18 protein-coding genes and 1 pseudogene are annotated in these 26551 nt (G+C 64.0%); 9 read left to right on the top strand and 10 right to left on the bottom strand.

What is annotated here, in order from left to right; translation table 11 throughout:
• Window positions 1–2 precede the first annotated feature (2 nt).
• Together AC097R_RS06260 and AC097R_RS06255 are read right to left on the bottom strand one after the other, a co-directional pair.
• On the bottom strand, window positions 3–653 hold the full coding sequence (locus AC097R_RS06260; protein ID WP_479596744.1) for an FMN-binding negative transcriptional regulator: 651 nt from the start codon (window positions 651–653) through the stop codon (window positions 3–5).
• A gap of 10 nt (window positions 654–663) precedes the next feature.
• Window positions 664–4362: a DUF748 domain-containing protein gene (locus tag AC097R_RS06255; protein ID WP_479596742.1), complete on the bottom strand. Its 3699-nt coding sequence runs from the start codon at window positions 4360–4362 to the stop codon at window positions 664–666.
• Between the two features lie 151 nt (window positions 4363–4513).
• On the opposite strand from AC097R_RS06255, the gene AC097R_RS06250 reads away from it, so the two are divergent.
• On the top strand, window positions 4514–5098 hold the full coding sequence (locus AC097R_RS06250) for a hemerythrin domain-containing protein (RefSeq protein WP_479596740.1): 585 nt from the start codon (window positions 4514–4516) through the stop codon (window positions 5096–5098).
• Between the two features lie 12 nt (window positions 5099–5110).
• On the opposite strand, the gene AC097R_RS06245 is transcribed toward AC097R_RS06250, so the two are convergent.
• Entirely contained in the window at window positions 5111–6469 is a 1359-nt protein-coding gene (locus AC097R_RS06245) for a vanadium-dependent haloperoxidase (RefSeq protein ID WP_479596738.1), read from the bottom strand.
• Window positions 6466–8097: a CRTAC1 family protein gene (locus AC097R_RS06240; RefSeq protein WP_479596736.1), complete on the bottom strand. Its 1632-nt coding sequence runs from the start codon at window positions 8095–8097 to the stop codon at window positions 6466–6468. Before AC097R_RS06240 ends, AC097R_RS06245 begins: the two co-directional genes overlap by 4 nt.
• 162 nt (window positions 8098–8259) lie before the next feature.
• Here AC097R_RS06240 and AC097R_RS06235 point away from each other — a divergent pair, with 162 nt between their 5' ends.
• The 8 genes and pseudogenes from AC097R_RS06235 to xylA all read left to right on the top strand — a co-directional run bounded on the left by AC097R_RS06235 (window position 8260) and on the right by xylA (window position 18204).
• Window positions 8260–9837 carry a methyl-accepting chemotaxis protein gene (locus AC097R_RS06235; RefSeq protein ID WP_479596734.1) on the top strand — a complete coding sequence of 526 codons (1578 nt, stop codon included), beginning with the start codon at window positions 8260–8262 and terminating at the stop codon, window positions 9835–9837.
• A gap of 63 nt (window positions 9838–9900) precedes the next feature.
• A pseudogene (locus tag AC097R_RS06230) lies at window positions 9901–10916 on the top strand (substrate-binding domain-containing protein).
• A 210-nt stretch (window positions 10917–11126) separates the two neighbouring features.
• Window positions 11127–12146 (top strand): D-xylose ABC transporter substrate-binding protein, encoded by a 1020-nt coding sequence (gene xylF, locus AC097R_RS06225; protein ID WP_479596732.1) that lies wholly within the window; start codon window positions 11127–11129, stop codon window positions 12144–12146.
• A 141-nt stretch (window positions 12147–12287) separates the two neighbouring features.
• Entirely contained in the window at window positions 12288–13424 is a 1137-nt protein-coding gene (locus AC097R_RS06220; protein ID WP_479598100.1) for a sugar ABC transporter permease, read from the top strand.
• A complete protein-coding gene (locus tag AC097R_RS06215; RefSeq protein ID WP_479596730.1) occupies window positions 13421–14200 on the top strand; it encodes an ATP-binding cassette domain-containing protein in 780 nt (259 codons plus the stop codon). Before AC097R_RS06220 ends, AC097R_RS06215 begins: the two co-directional genes overlap by 4 nt.
• Window positions 14201–14221: 21 nt before the next feature.
• Window positions 14222–15400 (top strand): ROK family transcriptional regulator, encoded by a 1179-nt coding sequence (locus tag AC097R_RS06210; RefSeq protein ID WP_479596729.1) that lies wholly within the window; start codon window positions 14222–14224, stop codon window positions 15398–15400.
• A 2-nt stretch (window positions 15401–15402) separates the two neighbouring features.
• Window positions 15403–16851, top strand: coding sequence for a xylulokinase (gene xylB, locus AC097R_RS06205; protein WP_479596728.1), 1449 nt, complete (start codon window positions 15403–15405; stop codon window positions 16849–16851).
• Window positions 16852–16890: 39 nt separating this feature from the next.
• Window positions 16891–18204, top strand: a complete 1314-nt coding sequence (gene xylA, locus AC097R_RS06200) for a xylose isomerase (protein WP_479596727.1) — start codon at window positions 16891–16893, stop codon at window positions 18202–18204.
• 121 nt (window positions 18205–18325) lie between these two features.
• Here the strand turns inward: xylA and AC097R_RS06195 are convergent, their stop codons facing one another.
• The 6 genes from AC097R_RS06195 to AC097R_RS06170 are packed head-to-tail and all read right to left on the bottom strand — an operon-like array spanning window position 18326 to window position 26550.
• A complete protein-coding gene (locus AC097R_RS06195) occupies window positions 18326–19840 on the bottom strand; it encodes a CoA-acylating methylmalonate-semialdehyde dehydrogenase (RefSeq protein WP_479596726.1) in 1515 nt (504 codons plus the stop codon).
• Window positions 19841–19861: 21 nt separating this feature from the next.
• The gene (gene iolB, locus AC097R_RS06190; RefSeq protein WP_479596725.1) at window positions 19862–20680 is read right to left on the bottom strand and encodes a 5-deoxy-glucuronate isomerase; all 819 of its coding nucleotides are present in this window, start codon (window positions 20678–20680) and stop codon (window positions 19862–19864) included.
• Between the two features lie 18 nt (window positions 20681–20698).
• The gene (gene iolE / locus AC097R_RS06185; protein WP_479596724.1) at window positions 20699–21625 is read right to left on the bottom strand and encodes a myo-inosose-2 dehydratase; all 927 of its coding nucleotides are present in this window, start codon (window positions 21623–21625) and stop codon (window positions 20699–20701) included.
• Window positions 21626–21653: 28 nt separating this feature from the next.
• The gene (locus AC097R_RS06180) at window positions 21654–22712 is read right to left on the bottom strand and encodes a substrate-binding domain-containing protein (protein WP_479596722.1); all 1059 of its coding nucleotides are present in this window, start codon (window positions 22710–22712) and stop codon (window positions 21654–21656) included.
• Window positions 22705–24576: a 3D-(3,5/4)-trihydroxycyclohexane-1,2-dione acylhydrolase (decyclizing) gene (gene iolD / locus AC097R_RS06175; protein WP_479596721.1), complete on the bottom strand. Its 1872-nt coding sequence runs from the start codon at window positions 24574–24576 to the stop codon at window positions 22705–22707. The genes AC097R_RS06180 and iolD overlap by 8 nt, the downstream gene beginning before the upstream one ends.
• Before the next feature lie 21 nt (window positions 24577–24597).
• The gene (locus AC097R_RS06170) at window positions 24598–26550 is read right to left on the bottom strand and encodes a bifunctional 5-dehydro-2-deoxygluconokinase/5-dehydro-2-deoxyphosphogluconate aldolase (protein ID WP_479596720.1); all 1953 of its coding nucleotides are present in this window, start codon (window positions 26548–26550) and stop codon (window positions 24598–24600) included.
• Window position 26551: the final 1 nt, after the last annotated feature.

The following is a 26551-nucleotide window of genomic DNA, read 5'->3' as shown; positions in this document are numbered from 1 at the left end:
CGCTAGCCCTTCTTCGCGTCCACGCCAAACGCACCCACCAGCCCTGCCATCGCAGCGCCGGCTTCGTTGCCCAGGCCGTGCAGCCCCTGCTGCACGGTGGCCTGGTTGGCCTCGGTCTGGTTCTGGCTGACTTTCCATTTGCCCACCAGTGCATCGATGGGGATCTCAATGCCCACCACCGCGCCCAGCAGTTTGTCGGTGTAGTCAGGCGGTGCATCGTCCACGCGCCAGGGGTGGGCCATGCTGGCTTCCTGCTGGCCGGTCAGCTCCACCATTTGCGCGCGTATCCAGGCCGCGTCGTCGTGCACCTGCAGGCTGCCCTTCGCATGCACCACCGCATAGTTCCACGTAGGCACCACCTTGCCGTGCTCGGCCTTGCTGGCGTACCAGCCGGGGCTGATGTAGTGCTGCGGGCCCTGGAAGATGGCCAGCACGGGGGTGGCCAGGTCGGTGTCTTGCCACAGGCGGTTGGCGCGTGCCACATGGCCCACCAGGGTGGGTCGCTCCACGCCCTTTGTCCGCAGGTACAGCGGAATGTGGTTAGCCTCCAGCCCCCGTGCGGTCAGGGTCACCAGCGTGGCCAGCGGGTGGCTGCGCAGCAGCGCGTGCAGCACCTCGGGGCGGGTCTCTTCAAATTGGCTGTTGTTGTACATGGGCCCTCGCCTATTGCATGGTCAGGTTCAGCTCGGCCTGTGGCTTGGCATCGGCCACCGAGCCACTGGTCTTGATGGCCCCCAGAAACAGGCGCTCGGCAGGCACCTTCTGCGTGGCCAGGTAGTCCTTCACGGCCACGCCGCGCTGCAGCGCCAGCTCGCGGATGGTGTCGCCAGTGACCGTGATGTTGGCCAGCAGCAGGGCCTCCATGTCGGGCACCTCGATGTCCTTGGTCAGGCCCATCAGGTTGCGCGGCTTGGTGATGTCGGCACGGCGGTACACGGCCCGCAGCAGCACGGGCATTTCTTCTGGCGTGTAGCTGGCCACCGTGGCGGCGTCTTCGCCCTGGCCGCTGGCGCGGCGCCGTTTTTCGGCCAGCAGCAGGCCTTTGAGTTTCTCGCGCTTGACGGCTTCGCGTTCGGCCTCCAGCTGGGCCTGACCCACCACGGTGAGCGTGAGCGCGGGGCGCTCCACCAGGGCCTTGGCCACCTTGTCCAGGCCCGAGCGCGCGGCATCGTTGAGTGCACCACTGCCCGGGGCAAACGCCACGGTGCTGAGCTCGGCACTGCCGCCACCGCCGAACGCATTGGCCAACAGACTGAAGGGAGAAGTGATGGCCTTGACCACCAGGTTGGTGATGACCTTCCAGATCACTGGGCCGATGCGGAACTGCGGGTCGTTCAGCGAGCCGCTGATGGGCAGGTCCAGGTCGATCACCCCATTGCGGTCAGCCAGCAGGGCTACGGCCAGTTTCACGGGCAGGCTGTTGGGCGCGCCCTCCACCTTGTCGCCAAAGCTCAGCTGGTTCAGCACCAGCTTGTTGCTGGCGGTGAGCTGGCCATCGGGCTGCACGGCGTAGCGCACGTCCACACTCAGCTTGCCGCGCTCGATGCCATAGCCCGCGTACTTCACCGCGTAGGGCGAGAGCGGTGGCAGCTCCAGGTCGCGCACCTTGCCTGCAATGTCCAGCGCCAGCGGCTTGGCCAGGGGGTTGAGCTTGCCGGTGATCTCCAGCGACGCTGTGCCCTCGGCGCGGCCGCGCAGCTCCAGGTCGGCCAGCTGCACCACGCCATTGCTGGGCTGGCTGGAGAACTGGCTGAGCTTGCCGGTCAGGTCGCTCAGGTCGGCCGTGTAGTTGGGCTGGATAAAGCGGTCCGAGAACAACACCTTGCCGTTGACCAGGCTGATGGGGCCCACGGTGATGATGGCGTCGGGTGCTGCAGGGGTAGCCGCCGTTGCGGCCGAGGCGGCGGGCGCGGGTGCGGTAGGGCCGGTGGTGGCGGCTGCATCGGCCTGCGCCGGCGTCTTCATCAGATCCTGCAGGTTCAAGCGACCTGTGGGGCTGACGATGAGCCGCGCATAAAAGTCAGACAAGGCCGCCTCACGCACGCTGACGCGCGTGGCCGTTCCGGGCACCATGGCCAGATCAATACCGGGCACGTTGAGCGCCTTCCAGCTCAGCAGCTCTTCGGCAATGCCCCCGCTGGGGCTCTGCACGGTGTTGGCGCGAAAGTCTTCCAGCTGCGCATCCCCCTTGAGCGCCACCTCAGGCCCTTTGGGCGTGCTGGCAAAGCGCAGTTGGCCCTTGAAGCTGGCATCAGCGCGCAGCACGTCCAGGTTGATCTGGTCAGCAAAGTACGGGATCAGCGCGTGCAGTGGCAGCTCCAGCAGCTCCACGCTGCCCTGGGCCTGCACCGGGTCCCAGGCGGCGGTGCCCTGGTAGCGCAGGCTGCCAGCCTCGGCCTGGCCAGACTTCACGCGCGCAGTCAGCGTCACCGGCACGGGCTTTTTGCCATCCAGCTGCGCGTCCTTCACCAGCAGATTCAGGGCCGACAGCTCCAGCCGCACAGGGCGGGCGTGGGTGCGGTCTGACACCACGGCGCTAGCGTCCTGCACATTCAGTTCGCCCAGTGCCACCTTCCAGGGGGCCGTTGCTGCGGCGGCTGGTTTGTCGGTTGTGGGCTTCAGCCAGCTCTGGAACATCCACTGCCCATCGGCATCGCGCCGCACACCCGTGCTGGCACGTTGCAGCAGCACCTTGCCCACGCGGGCGGTGCGCGCCGTGGGGTCGGCCTGCACATCGGTGATCTCCAGCAGCTTGAACTGCGGCAGATCCGACGACGAGGGACCGTTGGTCGCGCGGGCCGTGCCATCGCCTGCCGCGGGCTTGCTGACCACCAGACCGGCGTCGCGTACGGCCAAGCGCTGCACGGTGGCCTTGACCTGGTCGCCTTGCCAGTTGGCGCCCACTTGGGCATCCAGCAGGCCACGCACCGCGGGTTCGAGAAACTGCGCCGTGTAAGGCGCGGCCAGTGCCAGCGACAGGTCATTCACCGTGGCCTGGGCGCTGCCTTGCTGCAGCGTGCCATCCAGCTTGAAACCCAGGCGGGCTGGTGTGCCCTTGCCGGGCACCGTGGCCGAGCCCTCGGCGGTGACCGGCTTGTCCATGGGCCACTGCAGGCCCTGGGCGGTAAACGCCACGTCCGCCAGTGTCAGCTTGGCTGCTGGCTGGGTCTGCTGGTCCAGCCAGTCCACTGCGCCACCCGTCAGGGCCAGGCGCTCCAACTGCAGGGTCCAAGGCGCCGGGGCAACTGCCGCAGGCGATTGCGCATCTTTTTGGCCTGTAGCCCCCGTGGAATCTGCGCGAGTGGCTCCTTTTTTAGGAGCATTCTCCGGTGACTTGCCACTGGCCAGGTCCAGATTCAGGTGGCCGTTGCGGGCGCGGGACACTTGCAAATGCGGGTTGGTAAGGGTAATGGCCGAGAGCTTGACGACTTGTTCCAGCGGCCGGACATCGGCCAGATCGGCGCGCACCGTGTCTACCGCCAACAGCGGCGCACCGGCCGCATCATTCACGGCCAACTGGCTGACCGTCACCACGCCCGACAGGCTGACCGTGGTTTGCGGGGTTTGTACAAAGCCAAGCTTGAGTTCGGCGTCCACCACCGCGTTTTGCGGCTTCACCGGCAGGCTGGCAGGCAGGTAGGCCAGGTAAGGCTTCAGGTCGAACTGGCTGATCTTCAGTTGCGCCTCGCCCTTGCGGGTCTGCGCAAATGGTGTGCCCTGGGCCGCCGTGTCAAACGCGCTGCCATTGAGCACAAAGACCAGGCGCGGCGAGACCAACACATCGCGCTGCGAATCGAAGTTACTCAGAAACGGCACGCTGAGTTGCAGGTCGCGCAGCGTGTGCTGGCGTGCAGGGCCCTTCTGGCTCTGGTCCGCGTAGTCCACACTGCCCCCGCTCAGCGTGACGTTGTAAACCGCAAAGCGCGGCAAGGGGCCAGGCGGCGTGTCCGACGGCGCGCTCAGGCGCTGCACGATGTCGTCGATGTCGTAGCGGCCATTGCCCAGATGGGTCAATTGCAACTTGGGGCCCTCCACCGCCACCGCGTCCACCACAGGCGCCAGGCGCAGCAGCGACTGCAGCTCGCCATCCACATAGATGCGTGCCACGCTGAACTGCGGGCCGCTGCCGTCCGCCTTGGCCACGGCCAGGTCGCGCAGCGTGAGCTCCAGCGACCAGGGCGCAAAGTCCACCCCGCCTACCGTGACAGTGCGGCCCAGCAGCGCCGACAGGCGGGTTTGCGCCTGGCTTTTGAGCAAGGGCGGCACGGCCAACCAGGCCAGGGCCCAGAGCAGCACCAGCCCCGCGGCCGTCCAGGCCAGTCGGCGCAACCAGGTCAGGGTACGGGGGGAGAAAGAGGTCATGGCACAACGATTCCTAAAGGCTTGGACATGGCACCACCGTGCCCAGCCATGATGGTAACGGGCGACGGCGACCACGACCGCCATTGACCTGCATCAAGTGCGCAGGCCGCCTGCCGTGGGAAGCTGGTGCGCCCCACCCCGGAGACCCGCCATGCACCAAAACAGCCTGCAAACCATCAAAGACGAACACGCAGCCCTGCGTGCCATGCTGCAGTCGCTGCTGCTGATGCTCGACCGCGGGCCGGGGGACGCGCCCGAGTGCTTCTTCGATGTGCTGCGCGCCATGCTGTTCTATATCGACGAGTTTCCCGAAAAGCTGCACCACCCCAAGGAGTCCAACCTGCTGTTCCCCCGCGTCGCGCGGCTGGCTCCGCAGACCATGGACGTGGTCGTGCAGCTGGAGCAGGACCACGCCCAGAGCGAAACGGCGGTGCGCGAGCTGCAGCACCTGCTGCTGGCCTGGGAGCTGGTGGGTGACAGCCGCCACGTGGCCTTTGACAACGCCGTGCGCCGCTACGTGGCCAGCTACCTGGCCCATATGGCGCTGGAAGAAACCGCCATATTGCCGGTGGCGCAGGCCATGCTGACCAAGGCCGACTGGGCCGCACTGGACGCGGCCTTTGCCACCAACTGCGACCCGCTCACCGGCAAGCAGCCGCGCGACCCGGTCTACGACCGCCTGTTCACCCGCATCGTCATGCGGGCACCCGCGCCCATTGGCGTGGGCGGTGGCTAAGCGATATCCAGACTAGCGCGTCAGCTTGAGCCCCAGTACCTGCTGGGCCACACAGCGCCCCTGCACCTTGCCGCTCTCGATGCCGCTGCGAAAGTGGATGCCTGCGTACATGCGTGAGATGGCCGCTTCATCGGCCGCCACGCGGAAGCTGGCGAAAGTGCGCGGGCCCCAGCCCCGGTCGTTGTGGGTGTTGTCGGTGAAGGGCTTGTTGGCGCCAAACGCTGCCTCCAAAATGTCCGCCGCCGCGCTGGACTGCACCGAGTGGCCCGACGGGAATTCCGGGAAGGCTGGCGTGTGCATCAGCGTGGGCACCCAGTTGCTGTCAATCACCAGTTGCACATAGGTGACCGGGCGCAGCAGGCTCACGGTGTATTTGGTTTTCCACCCCGCGATAAAGGCATCGGCCATGGCCATGTTCAGGCGCACCATGGTTTGCGCGGCCTGGGCCAGGCTGGCCTTTTGCTGCTTGAGCAGGTCGTTGGCAATGTAGACCCAGTGGCCCGCGGGTGTGGGGGTCTTGAGAGGATCATCCGCCCAGTACAACGCCACCTGACGCTGTTCTTGCGTGGCCTTGTTGCTCACCTGGTAGACCTCGTTGGCCTCTTTGTAGAAGGCCGATCCGGGGCTCTCGGAATACGGTGGCGGCAAGGGTGCTGCGCAGGCACGGCTGGTCTTGAGCACAAAGGGACGCACGTCACCCCACCAGGGCAGCAGCGCGGGCGCAAATGCCGGCGGTGTGGCCGACCACTGGCCCTCGCCACTGGGCGGCACGTAGTTTTGCTGGCTGCGGCGCAGCGGGCCCCAGGCCTCGTGGCCCCCGTCGGTGCGGGCCCAGGTCATGATGGCCATGGCCATGAGCTTGCCAAAGGTTTCCGAGCGGTTGGTGATGTCGGGCGTCACCGTGTTGGGGTCAAAGTCCTGGCTGTACTTGAGAGGCAGGCTGCGCTCCAGCAGGTCAATGCGCGCCTTGTTCTCGACACTGGCCGTGGGGAACATCATGCGCGTCATCGTGGCCATCGAGGCATTGGCCACGGTGGGCCAGTGCAGCACTTCATCGGGCTGGGCCCAGGGCAGCGACTGCAGTTCGTTGAGCTGGCCCGCCAGGCTCTGCTGCTGCGGCATGCCGGGTACCACCGATTCATACAGGGTCAGCCCCATATAGGCAAACGCCCGGGACGCGACGGGCGGGCTGAAGCCAGGCGTCTGCTGGGTCAGCAGCAGCGCCAGGCTGAACCACTCGGTGGCCACACTGGCGCTGTAGGCACTGGCCGGGCGGGCTTCGGGTGCGGCCTGCTGCGCATGCACGGGCAGGAGCGCGCTGGTCCAGGCGCAGAGCCCAGCCAGGCACAAAGAGAGCAATCGGGTTTTCATGGGGCTTTCCAATTCACGAGACCTTGGGGGCTGAGGGTGTAGAGGGCGTTGGCCTTGGCAGGCGTCCAGTCGCTCCAGCCGCCGTGCGGCCACTGCACGCGCAGCTGCACGTCGCTGGCGGCGCCCAGGCCAAAGTGCATCCAGCCCAGGTGGCCGCTGGCGTGGCCACCGCCCACCGTGAGCTCCTGGCGGATCACGCGGGCGGCATCGCCCTCGCCCAGCTTCACTTCCACCCAGGCGCCCACGGCGTCGCGGTTGCCGTCGGGTTGCTGCAGGCGCAGCTGCAGCCAGTGGCCGGCCTCCGCAGAGGCTCCGCTGTTTGTTTGGCGCCAGACTTGCGCCTTGTCCCAGCGGTTCACCACCAACACGTCCAGCAGGCCATCGCCATTCAGGTCCACGACCATGCCGCCGCGTCCACGCTTGAAGCTGGCCAGGCCCGCTTGGCTGCCGGCTTCCATAAAGTTGCCGTCCGCCTTTTGCAGCAGCAGGTTGTTGGGGTCCAGCGTCGCGAAATCAGGCATGGTGGACACATTGCCCTTGACCACAAACAAGTCGGTCAGGCCATCGTTGTTCATGTCCGCAAACTGCGCATGCCAGGCGGTGCTGGGGTGCACATCGCCGCCCACATAGGGCCGGTGGGCTGTCACGCCGCGCTTGAATGCGATGTCGGTGAAGCGGGGTTGGGCCGCACCGGCTTCCAGCGTTTGCAGCTTGTTGTCGGACATGCTGGTCAAGAACACCTCCGGATAGCCATCCCCATTGAGGTCGTGGCTGGCAATGCCCATGCCCCAGATTTGCAGCGGCTTCCACCCCTGGGCCGCGGTGTAGAGCGCGGGCGCGGCACCCGCAGGCACTTGCCAGAGCTGCTCTTCGCCGCCCTTGTAGTACTCGCGGTCGTTGCTCACGCGCAGCGCCGCCGTGCCGGAACGATTCCAGTCCGAAAACAGCATGGACAGTGCGCAATGGCCGGGTACCAGAGGCAGCGCGGGCTGGTAGCCGCCGCCCTCTTTGGGGCGCAGCAGCAGGCCGGGCGTGCAACTGCCCCAGGGAAACTCGGGCTTGCTGCGGTCCGTGTAAGTGCCGATGGCCAGCGAGGGCCAGCTTTGGCCTTTCTCCCAGGTGGCAGAAAACGCGGTGTGCCAGCCGTTGCCCGTGTGAATATTCCAGGCATCGTTGGCTTTCTCGAACTTGCACTGGCCCAGACCCTTGAACACCTGCACCTCGCCCACACGCAGCACCACCAGGTCGGTCCGACCATCACCGTCGATGTCCAGCGGGTAGGCGCCCACGGCGTTGGTCAGCTCCAAACCCGAACGCTCTTCCTGCAGCTTGAGCGCGCCACCACGCGCACTGCGGTTGCGGTAGAACTTGGCCTTGTTCACGCCGGCGGTGACATAGACCTCGGGCAGGCCATCGCCATCGCAGTCGAAGGTGGCCACACCGCCGCCCACCATGTATTCGCCTTCGCCTTCAAAGCGGCTTTGCAGGCCGGCAGTGTCGGTTTCTTCGACGAAACGGGGGACCGCAGGAAGTGGTGCGGGGTCGGCCGCGTGTACCAGGGGCGCGAGGTACAGCGCAAGCAACAGCCAGCCCGGCCGGGCGCGCAAACGAAGTGGCGGGAGTTTCACAAAAAGCCTTGTGCAATGAAGTGACAGGCACTGAATGTAATAAATTCGACCAAAAAACTAAGTCGGGTTTACACCAATACCTTCGGCGCCCCGCGCCTTGACAATGACCTCCACCTTCGCAGCGGCCCAAGCCCGCGCGGCACATAAGTTGGAGATGCAGACATGAAGTTGAGGACCCAAATCATTGCGTTTGGTCTGGTGGGCACCTGCCTGACGGTGGTGGTGGGCGGCATCGGCCTGCTGTCGGCCAAGCGCATGGACCGCACGGTGCAAAGCACCGCCGTGGCCTCCGGCGCCATGGAAGCCAAAGAGGTGCTGAGCCGCATGCACATCGCCATTCGCAGCGATGGACAACTGGCCCTGTTTGGCGCACAACAAAAAAGCCCAGAACGCATTACCGAAGCCGAGAAAAACCTGAAGGGCCACATCGAGGCGCTCAACCAGGCGTTGGCCAAACTCAAGGCACAGGCCGTGGACGAGGCGACGCTAACGGCCCTGACCACACTGGAGCCGCTGCTGAGCCAGTACGTGGACATGGCCAGCCTGACGGTGGACTCGGCCAACATTGATATTGGTATGGCAGAGAACAAGCTGGGTGGTCTGCAGAACACCTATGGCGAAATCGACCAACCGTTAACCGACCTGGCCAAGATCATCGAATCCCACGCCCAGGCCGTGGCGCAGGATGCCCAGCAAAGCGTGAAACAAACCACCGTGGCCATTGGCATGGCGGTGGCGGTGGCTGGGCTGACCATGACCCTGGCCGCCCTGCTGCTGGCGCAGCACATGACGCGCCCCATGGCGCACGCCGTCAGTGTGGCCGCACAGCTGGCCGATGGCGACCTGACCACCACCATCGTTCCCAGCGGGAACCACGAGACCGTGCAAATGCTGGAGTCCATGCAGCGCATGCTGGGCAGTTTTCAGACCATCGTGCGCAATGTGAAACACAACGCGCAGGCCGTGGAGAACGCCAGTACCGAAATTGCCCAGGGCAATAACGACCTGTCCGAGCGCACCGAGCAGCAGGCCAGCGCACTGCAGGAAACCACCTCCTCGGTAGAGACCCTGAGCGAAGCCGTACGCCACAACGCCGACTCTGCCCAGCAGGCCAACCAGATGGCCATGAGCGCCTCCAGCGTGGCCCACCAGGGCGGCACGGTGGTGGGCCATGTGGTGGAAACCATGCGTGGCATCAACGAATCCAGCCGCAAGATTGCCGACATCATCAGCGTGATCGATGGCATTGCGTTTCAGACCAATATCCTGGCGCTGAATGCTGCGGTGGAAGCGGCCCGTGCGGGGGAACAGGGCCGCGGTTTTGCTGTGGTGGCCAGCGAGGTCCGGGCTTTGGCAGGACGCAGCGCCGATGCCGCCAAAGAAATCAAGCACCTGATCTCCACCAGCGTGGAGCGCGTGGAACAAGGCACACGGCAGGTAGACCAGGCCGGTGCCACCATGGCTGAAGTGGTGGAGGCCATCCGCCGTGTCACCGGCATCATGCAAGAGATCAGCGTGGCCAGCAGCTCCCAATCGGCCGTGGTGGCGCAGGTGCGCGATGCCCTCTCGCAGTTGGACCGCGTGACCCAGCAAAACGCGGCACTGGTGGAGGAAATTGCGGCCTCCGCCGTAGGCCTGCGCAACCAGGCCGGAGAGATGGTGCTGGCCACTACCGCCTTCCGCCTCGATGAGGCCACCCTGCTGGAGTCGCCTGCCACAGCCATGCTGTCGTTGGCTTAGCTATTTTGTTTGATTAACAAACTAATAAAAAAGGAACACACCGTGCGTATCAATCGAAGAGCAATGGTCAGTGGCTTGCTGGCTGGACTGACCGGCCTGCCCGTCCGGGCCCAGCAAACCAAGGCCGAAGTCGGCCTGTCCATGCCCACCCTGGCCTTGCAGCGCTGGGTGGTGGATGGGCTGGCGCTGGTGCGCTCGCTGGACAAACTGGGTTATTCCTCCGACCTGCAATTTGCCAACAACGAGGTGCCCACCCAGATTACCCAGATCGACGGCATGCTGCAAAAAGGCATGAAGCTGCTCATCGTGGCCCCCATCGATGGCAGCACCCTGGGGCCCATTCTGAAAAAAGCGGCAGAACAAAAGGTCAAGGTCATCTCCTATGACCGCCTGATCCGCAACACACCCCATATCGACTACTACGCCACCTTCGACAATTTCCAGGTCGGCGTGCAGCAGGGGACGGAAATCGTCAAACGGCTCAAACTCGAAGAGAACAAGGGGCCACTCAACATCGAGCTGTTTGCGGGTTCGCCCGACGACAACAACGCGTTCTTCTTCTACGACGGTGCCATGTCGGTGCTCAAGCCGCACCTGGACAAATGGGCATGGACAACGTATCGACCAAGGCATGGAGTGGCGCCACAGCACGCCTGCGGTTTGAAAAGCTGCTGGACAAGGTGTACGCCAAACAGCGGCTGCATGCGGTGCTGTCGCCCAATGACGGCATTTCCATTGAACTGCTGGCCGCACTAAAAAAGGCGGGCTATGGCACGGGTGGTATGCCCCTGCCCATCGTGAGCGGGCAAGACGCGGATTTGCAATCGGTGCGCTCCATCATTCGCCAGGAGCAGGCGTTCACCATCTTCAAGGACACGCGGGAGCTGGCCCAAGTGACCGCCACCATGGCCCAGGCCATCCTGACCCACAAGAAGCCGCTGATCAACGACGAAAAAACCTACAACAACGGCGAGAAGCTGGTCCAGTCCTACCTGCTCAAACCCGTGGTGGTGGACCTGGGCAACTGGCGCGAAGCCCTGGTCACTTCGGGCTACTACAAGGACTACCTGTTCCGCTAGACCGACCTGCCCAGGCTCGGGTTGACGCAAATATATTGTTCGATCAACAAACTATGTCGGGTTTTCACTAATAGAATTTGCCGCATTCCTGCAGACAATTAGTTTGTCGCTCTAACTAACAAAGTCCCCCAAGGCCTGGTCATAGCGATGACTCTTACGAGCCTCACACAACCCCAAAAGGCCTTCCATGGCCACTATCCGGAGACAAGAATGAAACTGAAGACAACCCTGACCGCCTTTGCCTTGAGCATGGCAGCTGCTGGTGCATTTGCCCAAGTCGTGGGCGTGAGCTGGTCCAACTTCCAGGAAGAACGCTGGAAAACCGACGAAGCCGCCATCAAGGCGCAGCTGGCCAAGTCAGGCGCAAGCTATATCAGTGCTGACGCCGGCGGCTCCCCCGAAAAGCAATTGGCTGACATCGACAGCTTGATCGCCAAGGGTGCCAAGGCGTTGATCGTTCTGGCCATGGACAAGGACGCGATTCTGCCCGCCGTGAACAAGGCTACCCAGCAAAAAATTCCCGTGGTCGCCTATGACCGCCTGATCGAAGCGCCCGGCGTGTTCTACATCACCTTCGACAACGTGGAAGTGGGCCGCATGCAAGCGCGCGCCATCTTGGCCGCCAAGCCCAAGGGCAACTACGTGATGATCAAGGGCTCCCCTACGGATCCCAATGCTGACTTCCTGCGCGGTGGCCAGCAAGAGATCATTGACGCTGCGGTGAAAAAGGGCGACATCAAGATCGTGGGCGAGGAATACACCGACGGCTGGAAGCCTGAAGTGGCCCAGAAGAACATGGAACAGATCATCACCAAGACTGGCGGCAAGATTGACGCCGTGGTGGCTTCCAACGACGGTACCGCCGGTGGTGTGGTGGCTGCTTTGACTGCCAAAGGCATCAAGGGCATTCCCGTGTCCGGCCAGGATGGTGACCATGCTGCGCTGAACCGCGTGGCCCTGGGTAGCCAGACCGTGTCGGTGTGGAAAGACGCACGTGACCTGGGCCGTGATGCAGCGGCTGCGGCCGTGGCACTGGCCAATGGCAAGAAGGTTGCCGGCGCCGTGACCTGGAGCGGCGGTGCGAAGAAGGTGCCTTTGGAATCCCAATTCCTGAAGCCCATTCCTGTGACCGCAGCCAACCTGGACCTGGTCGTGAAAGCCGGCTGGATCAAGAAGGATGAACTGTGCAAAGGTGTGGACGCCGCCAAAGGCCCTGCAGCTTGCAAGTAATTCACACATCGGTCTGAGTCAGTTGTAGCCCTTAAACCGCGGGCTGGGGTCAGCCCGCGGTTTTTTTATGTCCTGCGGAGAACGCATGTGAATCCCGTTTTGAATTCGCTCAAACAGGCCGCCATCGACTGGCGCCTGGTGATGATGGGCACGGTACTGGCAGCCATTGCCATCGTGTTCAACATCCTGTCCGGTGGACTGTTTCTGTCCCCTGAAAACCTCTACAACATTGCCCAACAAACCGCCGTCGTCGGCGTGGTGGCTACTGTCGTCGTGCTGATCATCGTGGCCCGCCATATCGACCTCTCGGTGGGTTCTGTCATGGGCTTCGTGGGCGTGCTGATTGCCACCCTGATGTACACCGCCGGATGGCACTGGGTGTCCGCTTCGCTGGTGGGCCTGGCCGTGGCCATTGCCGTGTCCATGTACCAAGGCGCATTGACCGCCATGCTGGGTGTGCCCTCCTTCGTGGTCACCTTGGGCGGCCTGATGTCGTTTCGCGGTGCGGCCTTTCTGGTGGCCGATGGCAAGACCCAACCCGTGAACGACCAGTTCTTCCAGCGCCTGGGCGGCGGCTTTGACGGTGCCATTGGCGTGAACGCCAGCTGGATGTTGGCCGGCGTGATTGTGCTGGCCCTGATCGTCCAGATGTGGGCCAAACGCCGCGCCAAGGCCTCGTACGACGTGCCCAACAACCCGCTGTGGCTGGACGCTGCCATTGTGTTGGTCCCCGTCGTCATCGTGCTGGCCTTTGTGGCCTCCATGAACAATTACCAAATTCTGAACAAGGACGTGCCCCAGGGTGTGCCGATTCCCGTACTGATCTGGGGTGCCGTGGCGCTGGTGCTGTCCTTCATCGTGCACCGTACCCGCTTTGGCCGCTATGTCTTCGCCATGGGCGGCAACCCCGAGGCTGCGGCGCTGGTGGGCATTCCCGTGCGCCGTGTCACCCTCATGCTGTTTGCGCTGATGGGCGTGCTCATCACCATCGCCGCGATGGTGTCCATTGCCCGGCTGAACGCTGGCACCAACTCGCTGGGCACCAGCATGGAGCTGTATGTCATTGCGGCTGCCGTGATTGGCGGCACCGCACTGGCCGGAGGCAGTGGCTCGATCATGGGCTCCGTGCTGGGCGCACTCATTATGCAAAGCATTGACAGCGGCATGCTGCTGCTCGACGTGTCCATCGGCGTGCGCTACGTGATCATCGGCCAGGTGCTGATTGCAGCCGTGGTGTTTGACGTGATTTACCGCCGCCTGACAGGAGACACCGTATGAGCGCCGTGAACGCAAAGCAGGCGCTGGTCGACATGCGCAATATCGGCAAGTCCTTCGGCGGCGTGCACGCCGTGGACGATGTGAGCATCCAGCTCTACCCTGGCGAAGTGGTGGCCCTCTTGGGCCACAACGGCGCGGGCAAGTCCACGCTGATGAAGATGCTGGCCGGGGCCTACCCCATCGACAGCGGCGAGGTATTCATCAACGGCGAAAAGGCCCACATTCGCACCCCCGTGGATGCGCAGCGCTGCGGCATCGAGTCCATCTACCAAACCCTGGCCCTGGCCGACAACCTGGATGCCGTGGCCAACCTGTTCCTGGGCCGTGAATTGCTGACCCGCTGGAACACGCTGGACGACCACCGCATGGATGCGGACGCCCGCAAGGTGTTCCACCGCCTGAACAAGAACTTCAAGAACGTGCGCACGCCGGTGCGCCGCCTCTCCGGCGGGCAGCGCCAGGTGGTAGCCATCTCCCGCGCAATTTACTTCAACGCCAAGATCCTCATCATGGACGAGCCCACGGCGGCCCTGGGGCCGGAGGAAACCGCGATGGTGGGCAACCTGGTGCGCCAGCTCAAGGCCGACGGCGTGGGGATTTTCCTGATCACCCACGACATGCCGGACGTGTTTGGGCTCAGCGACCGCCTGGCGGTGATGAAAAACGGCAAATTGGTGGGAAGTTATCGCACCAGCGATGTGAACGAGGACGAAGTTCTTGGCATGATCATCGCTGGCAAACAACCTGAAGGCAAAGCGCAGACCCACAGCCAGTGAGTGCTGCGCCCCTCCCCCACCATGAAAACCACCGGCGACCAACAACTTGTCAAACGCATCAACCGCAGCGTGCTGCTGCGGCTGCTGCACAGCCAGAGCGGGCTCTCCCGCGCCCAGCTGGCGGTGGAAAGTGGGCTGACCAAGTCCACGGTCAGCCTGCTAGTGCGGGAGCTGATTGACGAAGGCTGGCTCACCGAAACCGACGTGACCGCTGCCCAGGGCCTGGGCCGGCCGTCCACCCCGCTGCAGATCGATGGCCGCAGCCGCGGCATGATCGGTGTGGAAGTGGCGGTGGAAGCCCTGCGCGTGGTGGGCGTGTCGCTCACCGGCCAGGTGCTGTGTGCGCTGGAAGAACCGCTGACCGGCACCCAGGTAGAAGACGTGTGCCGCCAGGTGGCACGCCTGGTGGCCCGCACCCGCACGCAACTCAAGCGCCGCGGCGTGCAGTTATCGGGCGTGGGCGTGGGCCTGCCCGGTGCATTTGACGAAGCCACCGGCATGCTGCGCTTTGCCCCCAACCTGGGCTGGCGCAATGTGGACTTTGTGCCCCTGATCACCAAGGCCCTGGCCCAGGCGGGCGTGCTCCAGGTGCCAGTGCATGTGCAAAACGAAGCCGACACCGCCGCGCTCAGCGAATACGAGTTTTCCGAAGGCGATGCCAAAGACTCCCTGATCTTTGTGACCTGCGGCGCCGGTGTGGGCGCGGGCATTGTGCTCAACGACCGCCTGTTCACTGGCATCCAGGGCATGGCCGGCGAAATTGGCCACAGCATTTTGCAGATTGACGGGCCGCTCTGCTCCTGCGGCCGCAAAGGCTGCGCCGAAACCTTTTTTGGCGCGCGCACCCTGAGCAAACTCAAGCAACCCGCCCAGGGCGGCCACTACCTGGGCGTGGTGCTGCAAAACCTGTGGACCACCTTCAACCCCAGCGCGCTGGTGGTGGGCGGCCCCTCCTGTGAACAGTACCCCGGCATTGTGGAGGTGGCCAAGGCCACGCTGCAAAGCTATGCAGACAGCGCTGGCATGGCCGCGCCCGCGGTGCGCACCGCGCGCTACGGGCTGCTGGCATCGGCCGTGGGCGCGGCCGCCCTGGTGCTGCACCACGACCTGCGCCCCATGCATACCCGTGCCCCCGCGTCGGTGGCCCAACCCAGCGACGCGACCGACCCGATTTCAACCACCACCCCTGAAACTGCATAACCATGTTTATCGGCATTGACATTGGCACCTCCGAAGTGAAGGTGCTGCTCCTGGCCCCCGACCACACCGTGGTCGGCTCGGCCGGCAGCGCCCTCACGGTGCAGCGCCCGCACCCCGGCCACAGCGAACAAAACCCGCACGACTGGTGGGCCGCCACCCAGTCCGCCCTGGCGCAGCTGCGCGTGGCTCACCCCAAGGAATACGCGGCCGTGCAAGCCATTGGCCTGTCGGGCCAGATGCACGGTGCCGTGCTGCTCGATGCGCAAGACCAAGTGCTGCGCCCCGCCATTTTGTGGAACGACACACGCTGCGCCGCCGAATGCACCGAAATGATGGCCGAGCTGCCCACGCTGACCGACCTGGCCGGCAGCCTGGCCATGCCCGGCTTCACCGCGCCCAAGCTGCGCTGGGTGACCAAGCACGAGCCCGCGATCTTTAAACAAGTGGCCAAGGTGCTGCTGCCCAAGGACTATGTGCGCCTGCAGCTGACCGGTGAGTATGTGAGTGATATGTCAGACGCCAGCGGCACGCTGTGGCTGGATGTGCAACAACGTACCTGGTCGGACGCCCTGCTGGCGCTGACCGGGCTGACACAGGCGCACATGCCACGCCTGGTGGAAGGCAGCGCGCCTGGCGGTTATTTGAAAGCCGATGTGGCGCAGGCCCTGGGCCTGCCCACGGGCATCGTGGTGGCCGGTGGCGCCGGTGACAACGCGGCCAGCGCCGTGGGCATGGGCGCGGTGGACGCGGGCCAGGGCTTTTTGTCGCTGGGCACCAGTGGTGTGCTGTTTGTCGTCACGCCCAGCTACCAGCCCAATGCGGCCAGTGCCACGCATGCGTTTTGCCATGCGGTGCCCGGCCGCTGGCACCAAATGAGTGTGATGCTCTCGGCCGCCAGCAGCTTGCAATGGGTCACCGATTTGTTGGGCGCACCCAACGCCGGTGTGGTGGCCGGCAAAGCCGCCGATCTGTCATTGGCCGACCGTGCGACCTGCCCCCTGTTTTTGCCCTACCTGGGCGGCGAGCGCACCCCGCACAACGATGCGAATGTGCGCGGCAGCTTTCACCAGTTGAGCTTTGACACCGACGCTGCCCGCCTGGGCTACGCGGTGATCGAAGGCGTGACCTTTGGCCTCAAGGATGGCCTGGCCGCACTCAACGCCGCGGGCAGCAGCGTGAAACGCCTGTCCCTGGTGGGCGGTGGTGCACGCAGCGCCTTCTGGGCACAGCAATTGGCCAGCGCTTTGGATGCCGAGGTGGTCACGCATGGCAGCTCCGCTGTGGGCGGCGCCCTGGGTGCCGCACGCTTGGGCTGGCTGGCCACCGGCGCGGCCCCAAGCACCGTGTGCCAGAGCCCCGAGGTGGAAGCCAGCTACCACCCCAACGCCGCAGAACAAGACCTGCTGGCTGCGCGCTATGCGCAGTTTCGCAGCCTGTACCGCGCTTCGTAATTTGACCTTCTGCCCCCATTTTTTCAACCCGAGAATCCCATGAGTACCTATTTCTCCCCCGTCTCCCCCATTGCCTATGAAGGCCCCACCTCCAGCAACCCGCTGTCGTTCAAGTGGTATGACAAAGACCGCATCGTGCTGGGCAAGCGCATGGAAGATCAATTGCGCTTTGCCGTCTGCTACTGGCACAGCTTCTGCTGGAACGGGCTGGACCCGTTTGGTGGCGACACCTTCCAGCGCCCCTGGCAGCACATGGCCGACCCCATGGCTGCAGCCAAAGCCAAGGCCGATGTGGCGTTTGAGTTTTTCAGCAAGCTGGGCGCGCCCTACTACTGCTTCCACGACCGCGACATCGCCCCCGAAGGCGCTACCCCGCGTGACAGCGTGAACAACTTCCGCGAGATGGTGGACGTGCTGGGCAACAAGCAGGCGACCACCGGCATGAAGCTGCTGTGGGGCACGGCCAACCTGTTCAGCCACCGCCGCTTCATGTCGGGCGCCGCCACCAACCCCAACCCCGAGATCTTTGCGCTGGGCGCCCTGCAGGTCAAAGAAGCCATGGACGCCACGCTGAAGCTGGGCGGCGCCAACTACGTGTTGTGGGGCGGCCGGGAGGGTTACGAGACCCTGCTGAACACCCGCATTGGCCACGAGCTAGATCAGATGGGCCGCTTCCTGAACATGGTGGTGGAGTACAAGCACAAGATCGGCTTCAAGGGCACCATCCTGCTCGAACCCAAGCCACGCGAACCCTCCAAGCACCAGTACGACTTTGACAGCGCCACGGTCTACGGCTTCCTGTGCCGCTACGGCCTGGAGAAGGAAATCAAGGTCAACATCGAAGCCAACCACGCCACACTGGCCGGCCACAGCTTCGAGCACGAAATCGCCACCGCGGTGGACCTGGGCATCTTCGGCTCCATCGACATGAACCGCGGCGACATGCAGTGCGCGTGGGACACCGACCAGTTCCCCAACAGCATTCCCGAAACCGCGTTGGCCATGTACACCATCCTGCAAGGTGGCGGCTTCGTCAATGGCGGTGTGAACTTTGATTCCAAGGTGCGCCGCCAGTCCATCGACCCCGAAGACATGTTCCACGGCCACATTGGCGGCATGGACGTGACCGCCCGCGCACTGCTGATCGCTGAGAAGATGATCAACGACGGAAAACTGGCCAAGCTGGTGGACGACCGTTACGCGGGTTGGAAAGCACCGTTCGGCCAAAGCCTGCTGGACGGCAAGATGAGCCTGGACGCATTGGCCGCCCATGTGGTGGGACACAACACCGACACCCAACCCGTGTCGGGCCGCCAGGAGCATCTGGAGAACCTGCTGAACTCGTACATCTGACGTCCCGTCGGGCTCAAGAAAAAACCCCGGGTGCCTACGCCCCCGGGGTTTTTTGCATCAAATAGGCCTACCGCCCCCGTAAACAAAGCACCGGCAGCTACTCAATTGATAGCAACGGTCCTTACTTTGCGGTGGGCATCACAAACTCCGCACCCTTGCCAATGCTCTCGGGCCAGCGCTGCATGATGGACTTTTGCTTGGTGTAGAAGCGCACGCCCTCTTCGCCGTAGGCATGCATATCACCAAACAGACTCTTCTTCCAACCGCCAAAACCGTGCCAGGCCATGGGCACGGGAATGGGCACGTTGATGCCCACCATGCCCACCTGCACGCGGCGGCTGAACTCGCGCGCCACATTGCCGTCGCGCGTGAAGCAGGCCACGCCATTGCCGAACTCGTGGTCGTTGATGAGCTGTAGCGCCTCGGCAAAACCAGGCACGCGCACACAGGCCAGCACCGGGCCAAAGATTTCTTCCTTGTAGATGCGCATGGCGGGTGTCACATGGTCAAACAGCGTGCCACCCAGCCAGAAGCCTGCGCCACAGCCCTCACCCGCTGCGCTACCGTCAAAGCCACGGCCATCGGCCAACAGCGTCGCGCCTTCCTGCACGCCCAGATCGATGTAGCCGCTGATGCGCGCATGCGCCGCAGGCGTGACGATAGGGCCCATCTCGGCGGCCAGGTTGGTCCCGTTGAGCACCTTGAGCGTCTTGGTCCGCGCCAGCAGTTTGGGCATGACCTTGTCAGCCACATCGCCCACCAGCACCGCCACGCTGATGGCCATGCAGCGCTCGCCAGCCGAACCGTAGCCCGCACCGATGAGAGCGTCGACGACCTGGTCGATGTCTGCATCCGGCATGACCACCATGTGGTTCTTGGCGCCGCCCAGGGCCTGCACGCGCTTGCCATGGTGGGCGCCGGTCTCGTAGATGTAGTTGGCGATGGGCGTGGAGCCCACAAAGCTCACGGCCTTCACGTCGGGGTGCACCAGCAGCGCGTCCACGGCTTCTTTGTCACCCTGCACCACGTTAAACACGCCGTCGGGTAGGCCCGCTTGTTTGAGCAGGTCGGCCATGAACAGGCTGGCAGAGGGGTCGATCGGGCTGGGCTTGAGCACAAAGGTGTTGCCCGCCGCAATGGCGACCGGAAACATCCACATGGGCACCATGACCGGGAAGTTGAAGGGTGTGATGCCCGCCACCACACCCAGCGGCTGGCGCAGCGTCCAGTTGTCAATGCCGGTGCTGACCTGGTCGGTGAAATCCCCCTTGAGCAGCTGCGGAATGCCGCAGGCGAACTCGACGATGTCGATACCGCGTGAGACTTCGCCTTGCGCGTCGGTGAACACCTTGCCATGCTCGGCGGTGATGAGGTGGGCCAGTTCGTCCTTGTGCTGGTTGAGCAGCTCCAGGAACTTGAACATCACGCGCGCACGGCGAATGGGCGGCGTGTCCGACCACTTGGGGAAAGCGGCTTGGGCCGAGGCTACGGCCGCATTCACCTCGACCACGTTGGCGAGTGCGACAGAGCCGGTGACCTGGCCGGTAGCGGGGTTGAAGACGTCCTGGGCGCGCCCGCTGGTGCCGGGCGTCACTTGGCCGTGGATGTAGTGAGCGATAGAGGTAACGTGGGACATGCAGTATGTTTCTAAAAAGGATCAGGTGCTGGCGGCAGGGGCCAGCATCCATTCGTGGGCGGGGTCGTTCTTGAAGACCCAGAAGCGGTTGGGGCCCGCCATCACATTGAGGTAGTACGAGTCATAGCCATGGGGCGCCACGACGGGGTGGTAGCCCTTGGGCACCATCACCACGTCGTGGTTCTCCACGGCGCAGGCTTCGTCGATGCTGCGGTCGTCGGTGTAGACGCGCTGAAAGGCAAAGCCCTGCGGCGGGTTCAGGCGGTGGTAGTAGGTTTCTTCCAGCAGGGTCTCTACCGGGGGCTGCTCCACATCGTGTTTGTGCGGCGGGTAGCTGCTGCTGTGGCTGGCCGGTGTGCGCACCTCCACCACCAGCAGATGCGCGGCGGTGGGGTCATCGTGCGGCAGGATGTCGCAGACATAGCGCGTGTTGGTGCCCTTGCCGCGCACGCTGCGACGCATGGTGACCGGATCGATCACACGCACCGCGCGGTCTGTGGCATCGCTGGGCGCGCTGCACAGGCCGACTTCGGCGTTGCGCACGGCGCGCACCGTCACGATTTTTCCGGCGGGCACATACACAGCCGCAGGCGATGTGTCGTCAAACACGCTGTCGCGCGTGCCGAGGTTGGCATAGGTAGTGCCATCAATGCTCACATCAACAGCGCCCGTGAGCACCACCACGCACAATTCACGTGCGCCGGTAGCGACTGTTTCTATAGCGCCAGCTTCCAGGCGCACGGCCCGAAAGCCCACGTGCGTCCAGCCCGCGCGCTCCGGGGTGACGTTGACAATCTCACGGCCCGTCGGGGCGGCTTTGGCGAGTAAGGGGCTAACCATGGCGGCGTCCTTTGCAAATCAGGCCAGGCTTTTGACCAGGCCACTCAGGGTCTCGAAACCCTTCTTGGCGTACTGGTAGCTGGGGGCGACCGCCGGGTCTTGTTCCGCTTCCACCACCAGCCAGCCTTCGTAGTTGGCGTCACGCAGCACCCGGAGCGCCGCGGCGTAATCAATGCTGCCATCGCCCGGCACAGTAAAGGTGCCGTTGATGACGCCATTCAAAAAGCTCCAGCCATCGTTGCGGGCCTGTGCAATCACCGGGGTGCGCACGTCCTTGCAGTGCACATGCACCACGCGCTTGACATGCTTTTTCAGCAGCGCCACCGGGTCGGTGGCCCCACCGAAGTAGGCGTGGCCGGTGTCGAACAGCAGAAACACCTTGGCCGGGTCGGTCAGTTGCATGAGCTTGTCCACATCGGCAGGCGACTCCACATAGGCGCCCATGTGGTGGTGGTAAGCGAGCTTGATTCCGTACGTCTTGAGGAGGTGCTCGCCAAAGGCGTTAAGGCGCTCGGCATAGGCCAGCCACTGCGCATCAGAAGAAAACTTGGGGCGCTTGCTGACGGGCGTGTCAATCTGGCCCTGCACGGTACCGGCGCATTCGCCATAGACCACGACCGTTACTCCGTTGTACTGCAGCTTGGCCATGTGGGCCTTGCAGCGCTCGATCTCTGCAGCGACTGCTTGTTCGCTGGTCTGGCCGATTTCCACTTCGGCGAGAAAACCGGAGTACCAGCCCGACACGCAGGCCAGACCGAATTCGTCCAACTTGGCTTTCAGGCCGGGGCCGTCTTTGGGGAACTTGTTGCCCAACTCAAAGCCTTCGTAGCCAATCTCCTTGCCTTCGCGCAGCGCGGTTTCCAGCAGCGTCTCACCGCCCAATGAGGGCAAGTCATCGTTCATCCAGCTCAAGGGGTTGATGCCGATTTGTACATTCCAAGTCATGGTGCTTCCTGCAGATCAATAGAAAAAATTAACGAAACTGACCACTGAACCGCTCGACTTTGTCGACGTTCAGCTTGTTCACAAACCCCGGGCCGGAGTGAATGTGGCGGCCCTCGCCCGCCTTCAGGGAGAGGCCATAGCGGGCCATGCGCTCATGCAATTTTGGAAGGGAATACAAGATCAGCTTGCGCATGCGCATGCTGCTGGATTCGTCTCCTCGCAATTGCTCGGCCAACATGCCCACCGACAGATACCCTTGCAAATACGGCTGCTGGTCGATAGCAAATGCCACCTTGCTAGACCGAATACCGCCCACAATGTCCGATGACAAATCGAAGGTCACCAGCATGGGAGCCCGAGCTCCGGCGGTGTGTGCATAGGCCAGAAAAGGGTGCGCCGATGTGGGCCCCAAGGCCAAGGCCACGTCAAAGGGATCGTTTTGCCGCAACACATTGGAAACAGTGGCCTGGTTTTCACCAGGGGTTCCGGTGAGCTTCACCGTGAGCATGCTTCCCTTGCCAAGCCCTTCCCGAAACCCATCACAACGCTCCATGGACGCCGGGTTCGAGGGGTAGTGGTTAAAGCAGACCAGGGCTGCGCCGGGCTTAGCAAAGTACATGCCGGCCTCTCGCCCTGCGACGGACTCGGGTTGCCCGATGTGCATCAATGCGCCGACCTGTTCACTCTGCGTTTCTGTACCGGAGTTCACGGTGATCAAGGGCAGCTTCTTGCGCACCACACCACGCAGGGGTTCTGCCAGTGCCGAAAAATCTGCGATGGTGGAGACCACCGCCGAATACGTCGACGGCGACAGGCCGTCCAGAATGTGGGCCATTTTGGCAATGCTGCCGTCGGCAGGATTCAAATAATCCACCGCTACCCCGAAGTCCTGCGAGGCATGGCCCAGCGCATTGCGAATCGTGTTCCACCAGGTGTCAGTGTCTGGCGCATGGCTGACAAAGGCAATGCGGGGCACGCGGGTCTGCGACCAGGCGCCGGAAGAAAAGGCAGACGGCAATACCAATCCCAAACCTTTTAGCACCTGCCGGCGTGCCAAGGCATGCGCCATGTCTTTCACCTCAAACACGCTGCACTTTCTTGTCGTCCACGTAGCGCGCGTGGGCGTCGAGCACCTCGGGGCGTTCAGACACTTCGGGAATGGCAACCTCCCACCAGCAACCACCCTCTGTGGTGCGGGTGTGGGTGGTGTCAATCACCAGCACCTGGCTGCGCTTGGCAGCCCGTGCTTGCACCATGGCGGCCTTGAGCTCGGCCACGTTAGCCACATGCACCGCGTCGGCCCCCATGCTGCGGGCGTGCATGGCGAAGTCGATGCTGCTGGCCTCGCCGCCTTCGGGCACACAGTCGTCCAGCAGGTTGTTGAAAGCGGGGCTGCCCGACGCCGTTTGCAGGCGTTGGATGCAACCGTAGCCGCGGTTGTCCAGCACCACCACAATGATCTTTTTGCCCAGCATGACCGAGGTGGCCAGCTCGGAGTTCATCATCATGTAGGAGCCATCGCCCACCATGACGATGACTTCCTGTTCGGGCCGTGCCATCTTCACGCCCAGGCCACCGGCAATCTCGTAGCCCATGCAGGAGTAGCCGTATTCCATGTGGTAATTGCCCGGCCTGCTGGCACGCCAGAGTTTGTGCAGCTCCGCCGGCAAGGTGCCTGCGGCGCAGATGGCCACGTCGTGCACACCGCTATCGCCACCGGCATCGTTGAGCGAGTCGCGCACCGCGCCAATCACCTCGGCGTCGTAAGGCAGCACACCGGCTTGCGGTGCGGCGGTGGTCAGTTCGGTCACCCGGGCATTCCACAGCGCGGCCTGTTGCCGGGCGCGTGTGGTCCAGGCGGAATCGGCCTTCCAGCCGGTCAGCGCGCTGCTCAGGGCTTGCAGGCCCACCAGCGCATCGGCTACCAGGGCGGCTCCGTTCCACTTGCTGGCGTCAAAGCTCTGCACGTTCAGGCTCAGCAGCCGGGCATTGGCAAACAGCGCATGCGAACCGGTGGTGAAGTCTTGCAGGCGGGTGCCTACGGCAAACACTACATCGGCCTCGCGTGCCAGCAGGTTGGCATTGGGCGCACCGTCCACGCCGATGGCGCCCAGGTTCAGCGGGTGGTCCCAAGCCAAGCTGCTCTTGCCACCGTGGGACTCCACCACGGGCACGCCATGCGCTTCGGCAAAGGCGCGCAGGGCTTCGCCCGCATGGCTGTAGAGCACCCCCCCGCCGGCCACGATCAGGGGCTGCTTGGCAGTCTTGAGCAGGGCCATAGCCTGCTGCAGCTCGCGCGCATCGGGCGGAGGGCGGCGGAACTGGATCAGCGCGGGGTGCAAAAAACTTTCCGGGCAATCAAAGGCATGCGTCTGGATGTCCTGCGGCAGGGCCAGACACACCGGGCCGCAGTTGGCGGGGTCCGTCATGATCTGGATGGCGCGGGGCAAGGCCGTCAGGATCTGCTCGGGCCGAGTGATGCGGTCAAAAAAGCGCGTGACGGGGCGGAAGCAATCGTTGGCACTCAGGTCGCCCTGCTGAAAGCTCTCCACCTGCTGCAGCACTGGGTCGGGTGCGCGCGAGGCAAAGGTGTCGCCGGGCAGCAGGAGCACGGGCAGGCGGTTGACGTGGGCCACCGCGGCGGCGGTGACCAGGTTGGTGGCACCGGGGCCAATGCTGGTGCTGACCGCCATGATGCGCCGGCGCAAATGGGCCTTGCTGTAGGCAATGGCCGCATGCGCCATGCCCTGTTCGTTGTGCGCGCGGTAAGTGGGTAGCGCCTGGCGCTCGGCCCACAGGGCCTCGCCAAAACCAGCCACATTGCCGTGGCCAAAGATGGTGAACACCCCGCCGCAATAGGGCTGGATGCTGCCGTCGTGCATTTCCACGCGCAGGGCGGCCAGATGTTTCACCAGCGCCTGCGACAGCGTGAGTCGTTGGGTTGTTGTCATGGTTAGGGTTGTACCGAAAATTCAGGCGGCCGCGCGCACCGGGGTCCGGCGGTTGCGCCAGGCATCGACCAGGATGGTGAAGTTGCGCGCCACCTCGCCCACAAAAGACTGGTCATTGATGTCGCCCGCCAGCCAGCGCAGCGAGGCATCCACCCACAGGCTGCGCCCCACCATAAAGCCTTTGACGACCGGGTTGGTGGCATCGCGAAAGCTGTCCACCAGATGGTCGATCGGTTGGTTCAGGCCCAGGATGACGGCGCCACGGCAATACGGGTCGCGCTCGGCCAACATGGCCTCCAGGGCGGCCCAGCCTTGGGGCTGCATCGGGGCCAGCTTCCACCACTCGGGCTTGACGCCGAGGTTGTAGAAACGCTTCACAGCGCGCAGCACAGCCTGGTCCTCGGCACCGGTCACCGTCAAAGCTTTGGGCAGAATGATTTCGAGCAGCAGTTCGTTGCCGCTGGCGCGGGTTGCCTCCCACAGTTCCAACACCTTTTGCTCTTGCTCCAGGCGGAGGCTGTAGTGGTCGTCCGGGTGGTAGTGCACCAGGCACTTCACCACCTGCTCGCTGGGCCAGTGCGTCAGCGCACTGCCCACGGAGCGGGTGCCATCAAAACGCAGCGGGCGCGAGCCCGGCAGTTCCACCGGGCGGCCCACCCACCAACCGCGGCCAGTGGCGCTGGCCAAGGCATCGGCGCCGTAGCTGCCACCATCCACCAGCACGCCCGTGCCGCCCTGCAACTGCGAGCGCTCTTCCACTTGCGCGGCCGCCTGCACCAGCAGTTTCTTGAGCGCAGGAATGCGCGATTCGGGCGCACCTGCTTCCACACACAGGTCGTAGAACTGGCTGCGGTGGTCAAACGCCATCACACACAGCTCATTCCACTCGGGCCGGGCCGCACTCACGCGGTGCAGATGGGCGAGTTGCGCGTCGGCATCCACCTTGGGGTTACGCGTTCCACCAAACCAGTGGGCTAACTCCGCGGGGGTTGGCATGGCGTCGGAACAGGCATGGCGCGACACCACGATGGCACCACAGGCATTGGCCGTTTGCGTGGCTTCTGCCCAGTCCTTGCCCTGCAGCAGGCTGGCCATCAGGCCCGACAAAAATGCATCGCCCGCGCCCAACACGTTCAGCACCTCTACGCGTTCGCCCTGGAAGGTAGGCGCATCGTCAATGGCAGTGGGAACCGCGCCTTCGATCACCGAACAACCTGCCGCACCGCGCTTGACCACGAGGACGGCCTGGCTCAGCGCGCGCACCGCGCGCAAGCTGGCCATCAGGTCATTGGGTACCCCGCCAGCAATAAAGAATTCTTCTTCGGTGCCCACCAGCAGATCGAACTGCGGCAGCATCTCCTGCAGCTGCTGTGTCACGGCCGCATCGGGCACATACCGGTTCTCGCCCGCGCCGCGGCTGGTCAGGCCCCAGAGCACCGGGCGGTAGTCAATGTCCAGCACGCGGACGACGCCGTGCTTGTGGGCGAACTCCAGAGCGCGTGTGGACGCGGCGCGTGTGCCCGGTGTGGAGAGGTGCGTGCCGGTGATGGCCAGTGCGCGGCAGCGGGCGAGGAAGGCCTCGTCGATCAGCGTGGCGTCGATAGCCATGTCGGCGCAGTTTTCCCGCACAAACAGCAGCGGGAAGGTGTCGCGGTCCTTGATGCCCAGCAGCACCAGGGCCGTGAGGCGCTGGGGGTCCACCTGCACCTGGCTGGTGTCGCAGCCATTGGCCTGCAAGGTCTTTGTCAAAAAGCGCCCCATCTGTTCATTGCCCACGCGCGAAACCATGGCGCTGCGCAGCCCCAGGCGCGCCACGCCAAAGGCCAGGTTGGCAGAACTCCCGCCCAAGTACATGGCCATGCTGCGGGCGTCTTCCAGCGCACTGCCAAACTGCTCCGCATACAGATCGACCGCGAGGCGGCCCAGGCAGGCCAGGTCGATGTCCCGCCCCTGTGGAAATTTCAAGTGTGTCATG

Source organism: Rhodoferax sp. ZS1R25 (genome assembly GCF_056521335.1).
Note: the sequence above shows the minus strand (reverse complement) of the source record. Positions and strands in the feature narration are given on the sequence as shown.

Excerpts from the sequence above, each read along its gene's own strand:
- AC097R_RS06260 (WP_479596744.1), bottom strand. The coding sequence starts at position 653 with ATGTACAACAACAGCCAATTTGAAGAGACCCGCCCCGAGGTGCTGCAC.
- AC097R_RS06255 (WP_479596742.1), bottom strand. The coding sequence starts at position 4,362 with ATGACCTCTTTCTCCCCCCGTACCCTGACCTGGTTGCGCCGACTGGCC.
- AC097R_RS06250 (WP_479596740.1), top strand. The coding sequence starts at position 4,514 with ATGCACCAAAACAGCCTGCAAACCATCAAAGACGAACACGCAGCCCTG.
- AC097R_RS06245 (WP_479596738.1), bottom strand. The coding sequence starts at position 6,469 with ATGAAAACCCGATTGCTCTCTTTGTGCCTGGCTGGGCTCTGCGCCTGG.
- AC097R_RS06235 (WP_479596734.1), top strand. The coding sequence starts at position 8,260 with ATGAAGTTGAGGACCCAAATCATTGCGTTTGGTCTGGTGGGCACCTGC.
- xylF (WP_479596732.1), top strand. The coding sequence starts at position 11,127 with ATGAAACTGAAGACAACCCTGACCGCCTTTGCCTTGAGCATGGCAGCT.
- AC097R_RS06220 (WP_479598100.1), top strand. The coding sequence starts at position 12,288 with ATGATGGGCACGGTACTGGCAGCCATTGCCATCGTGTTCAACATCCTG.
- AC097R_RS06215 (WP_479596730.1), top strand. The coding sequence starts at position 13,421 with ATGAGCGCCGTGAACGCAAAGCAGGCGCTGGTCGACATGCGCAATATC.
- AC097R_RS06210 (WP_479596729.1), top strand. The coding sequence starts at position 14,222 with ATGAAAACCACCGGCGACCAACAACTTGTCAAACGCATCAACCGCAGC.
- xylB (WP_479596728.1), top strand. The coding sequence starts at position 15,403 with ATGTTTATCGGCATTGACATTGGCACCTCCGAAGTGAAGGTGCTGCTC.
- xylA (WP_479596727.1), top strand. The coding sequence starts at position 16,891 with ATGAGTACCTATTTCTCCCCCGTCTCCCCCATTGCCTATGAAGGCCCC.
- AC097R_RS06195 (WP_479596726.1), bottom strand. The coding sequence starts at position 19,840 with ATGTCCCACGTTACCTCTATCGCTCACTACATCCACGGCCAAGTGACG.
- iolB (WP_479596725.1), bottom strand. The coding sequence starts at position 20,680 with ATGGTTAGCCCCTTACTCGCCAAAGCCGCCCCGACGGGCCGTGAGATT.
- iolE (WP_479596724.1), bottom strand. The coding sequence starts at position 21,625 with ATGACTTGGAATGTACAAATCGGCATCAACCCCTTGAGCTGGATGAAC.
- iolD (WP_479596721.1), bottom strand. The coding sequence starts at position 24,576 with ATGACAACAACCCAACGACTCACGCTGTCGCAGGCGCTGGTGAAACAT.
- AC097R_RS06170 (WP_479596720.1), bottom strand. The coding sequence starts at position 26,550 with ATGACACACTTGAAATTTCCACAGGGGCGGGACATCGACCTGGCCTGC.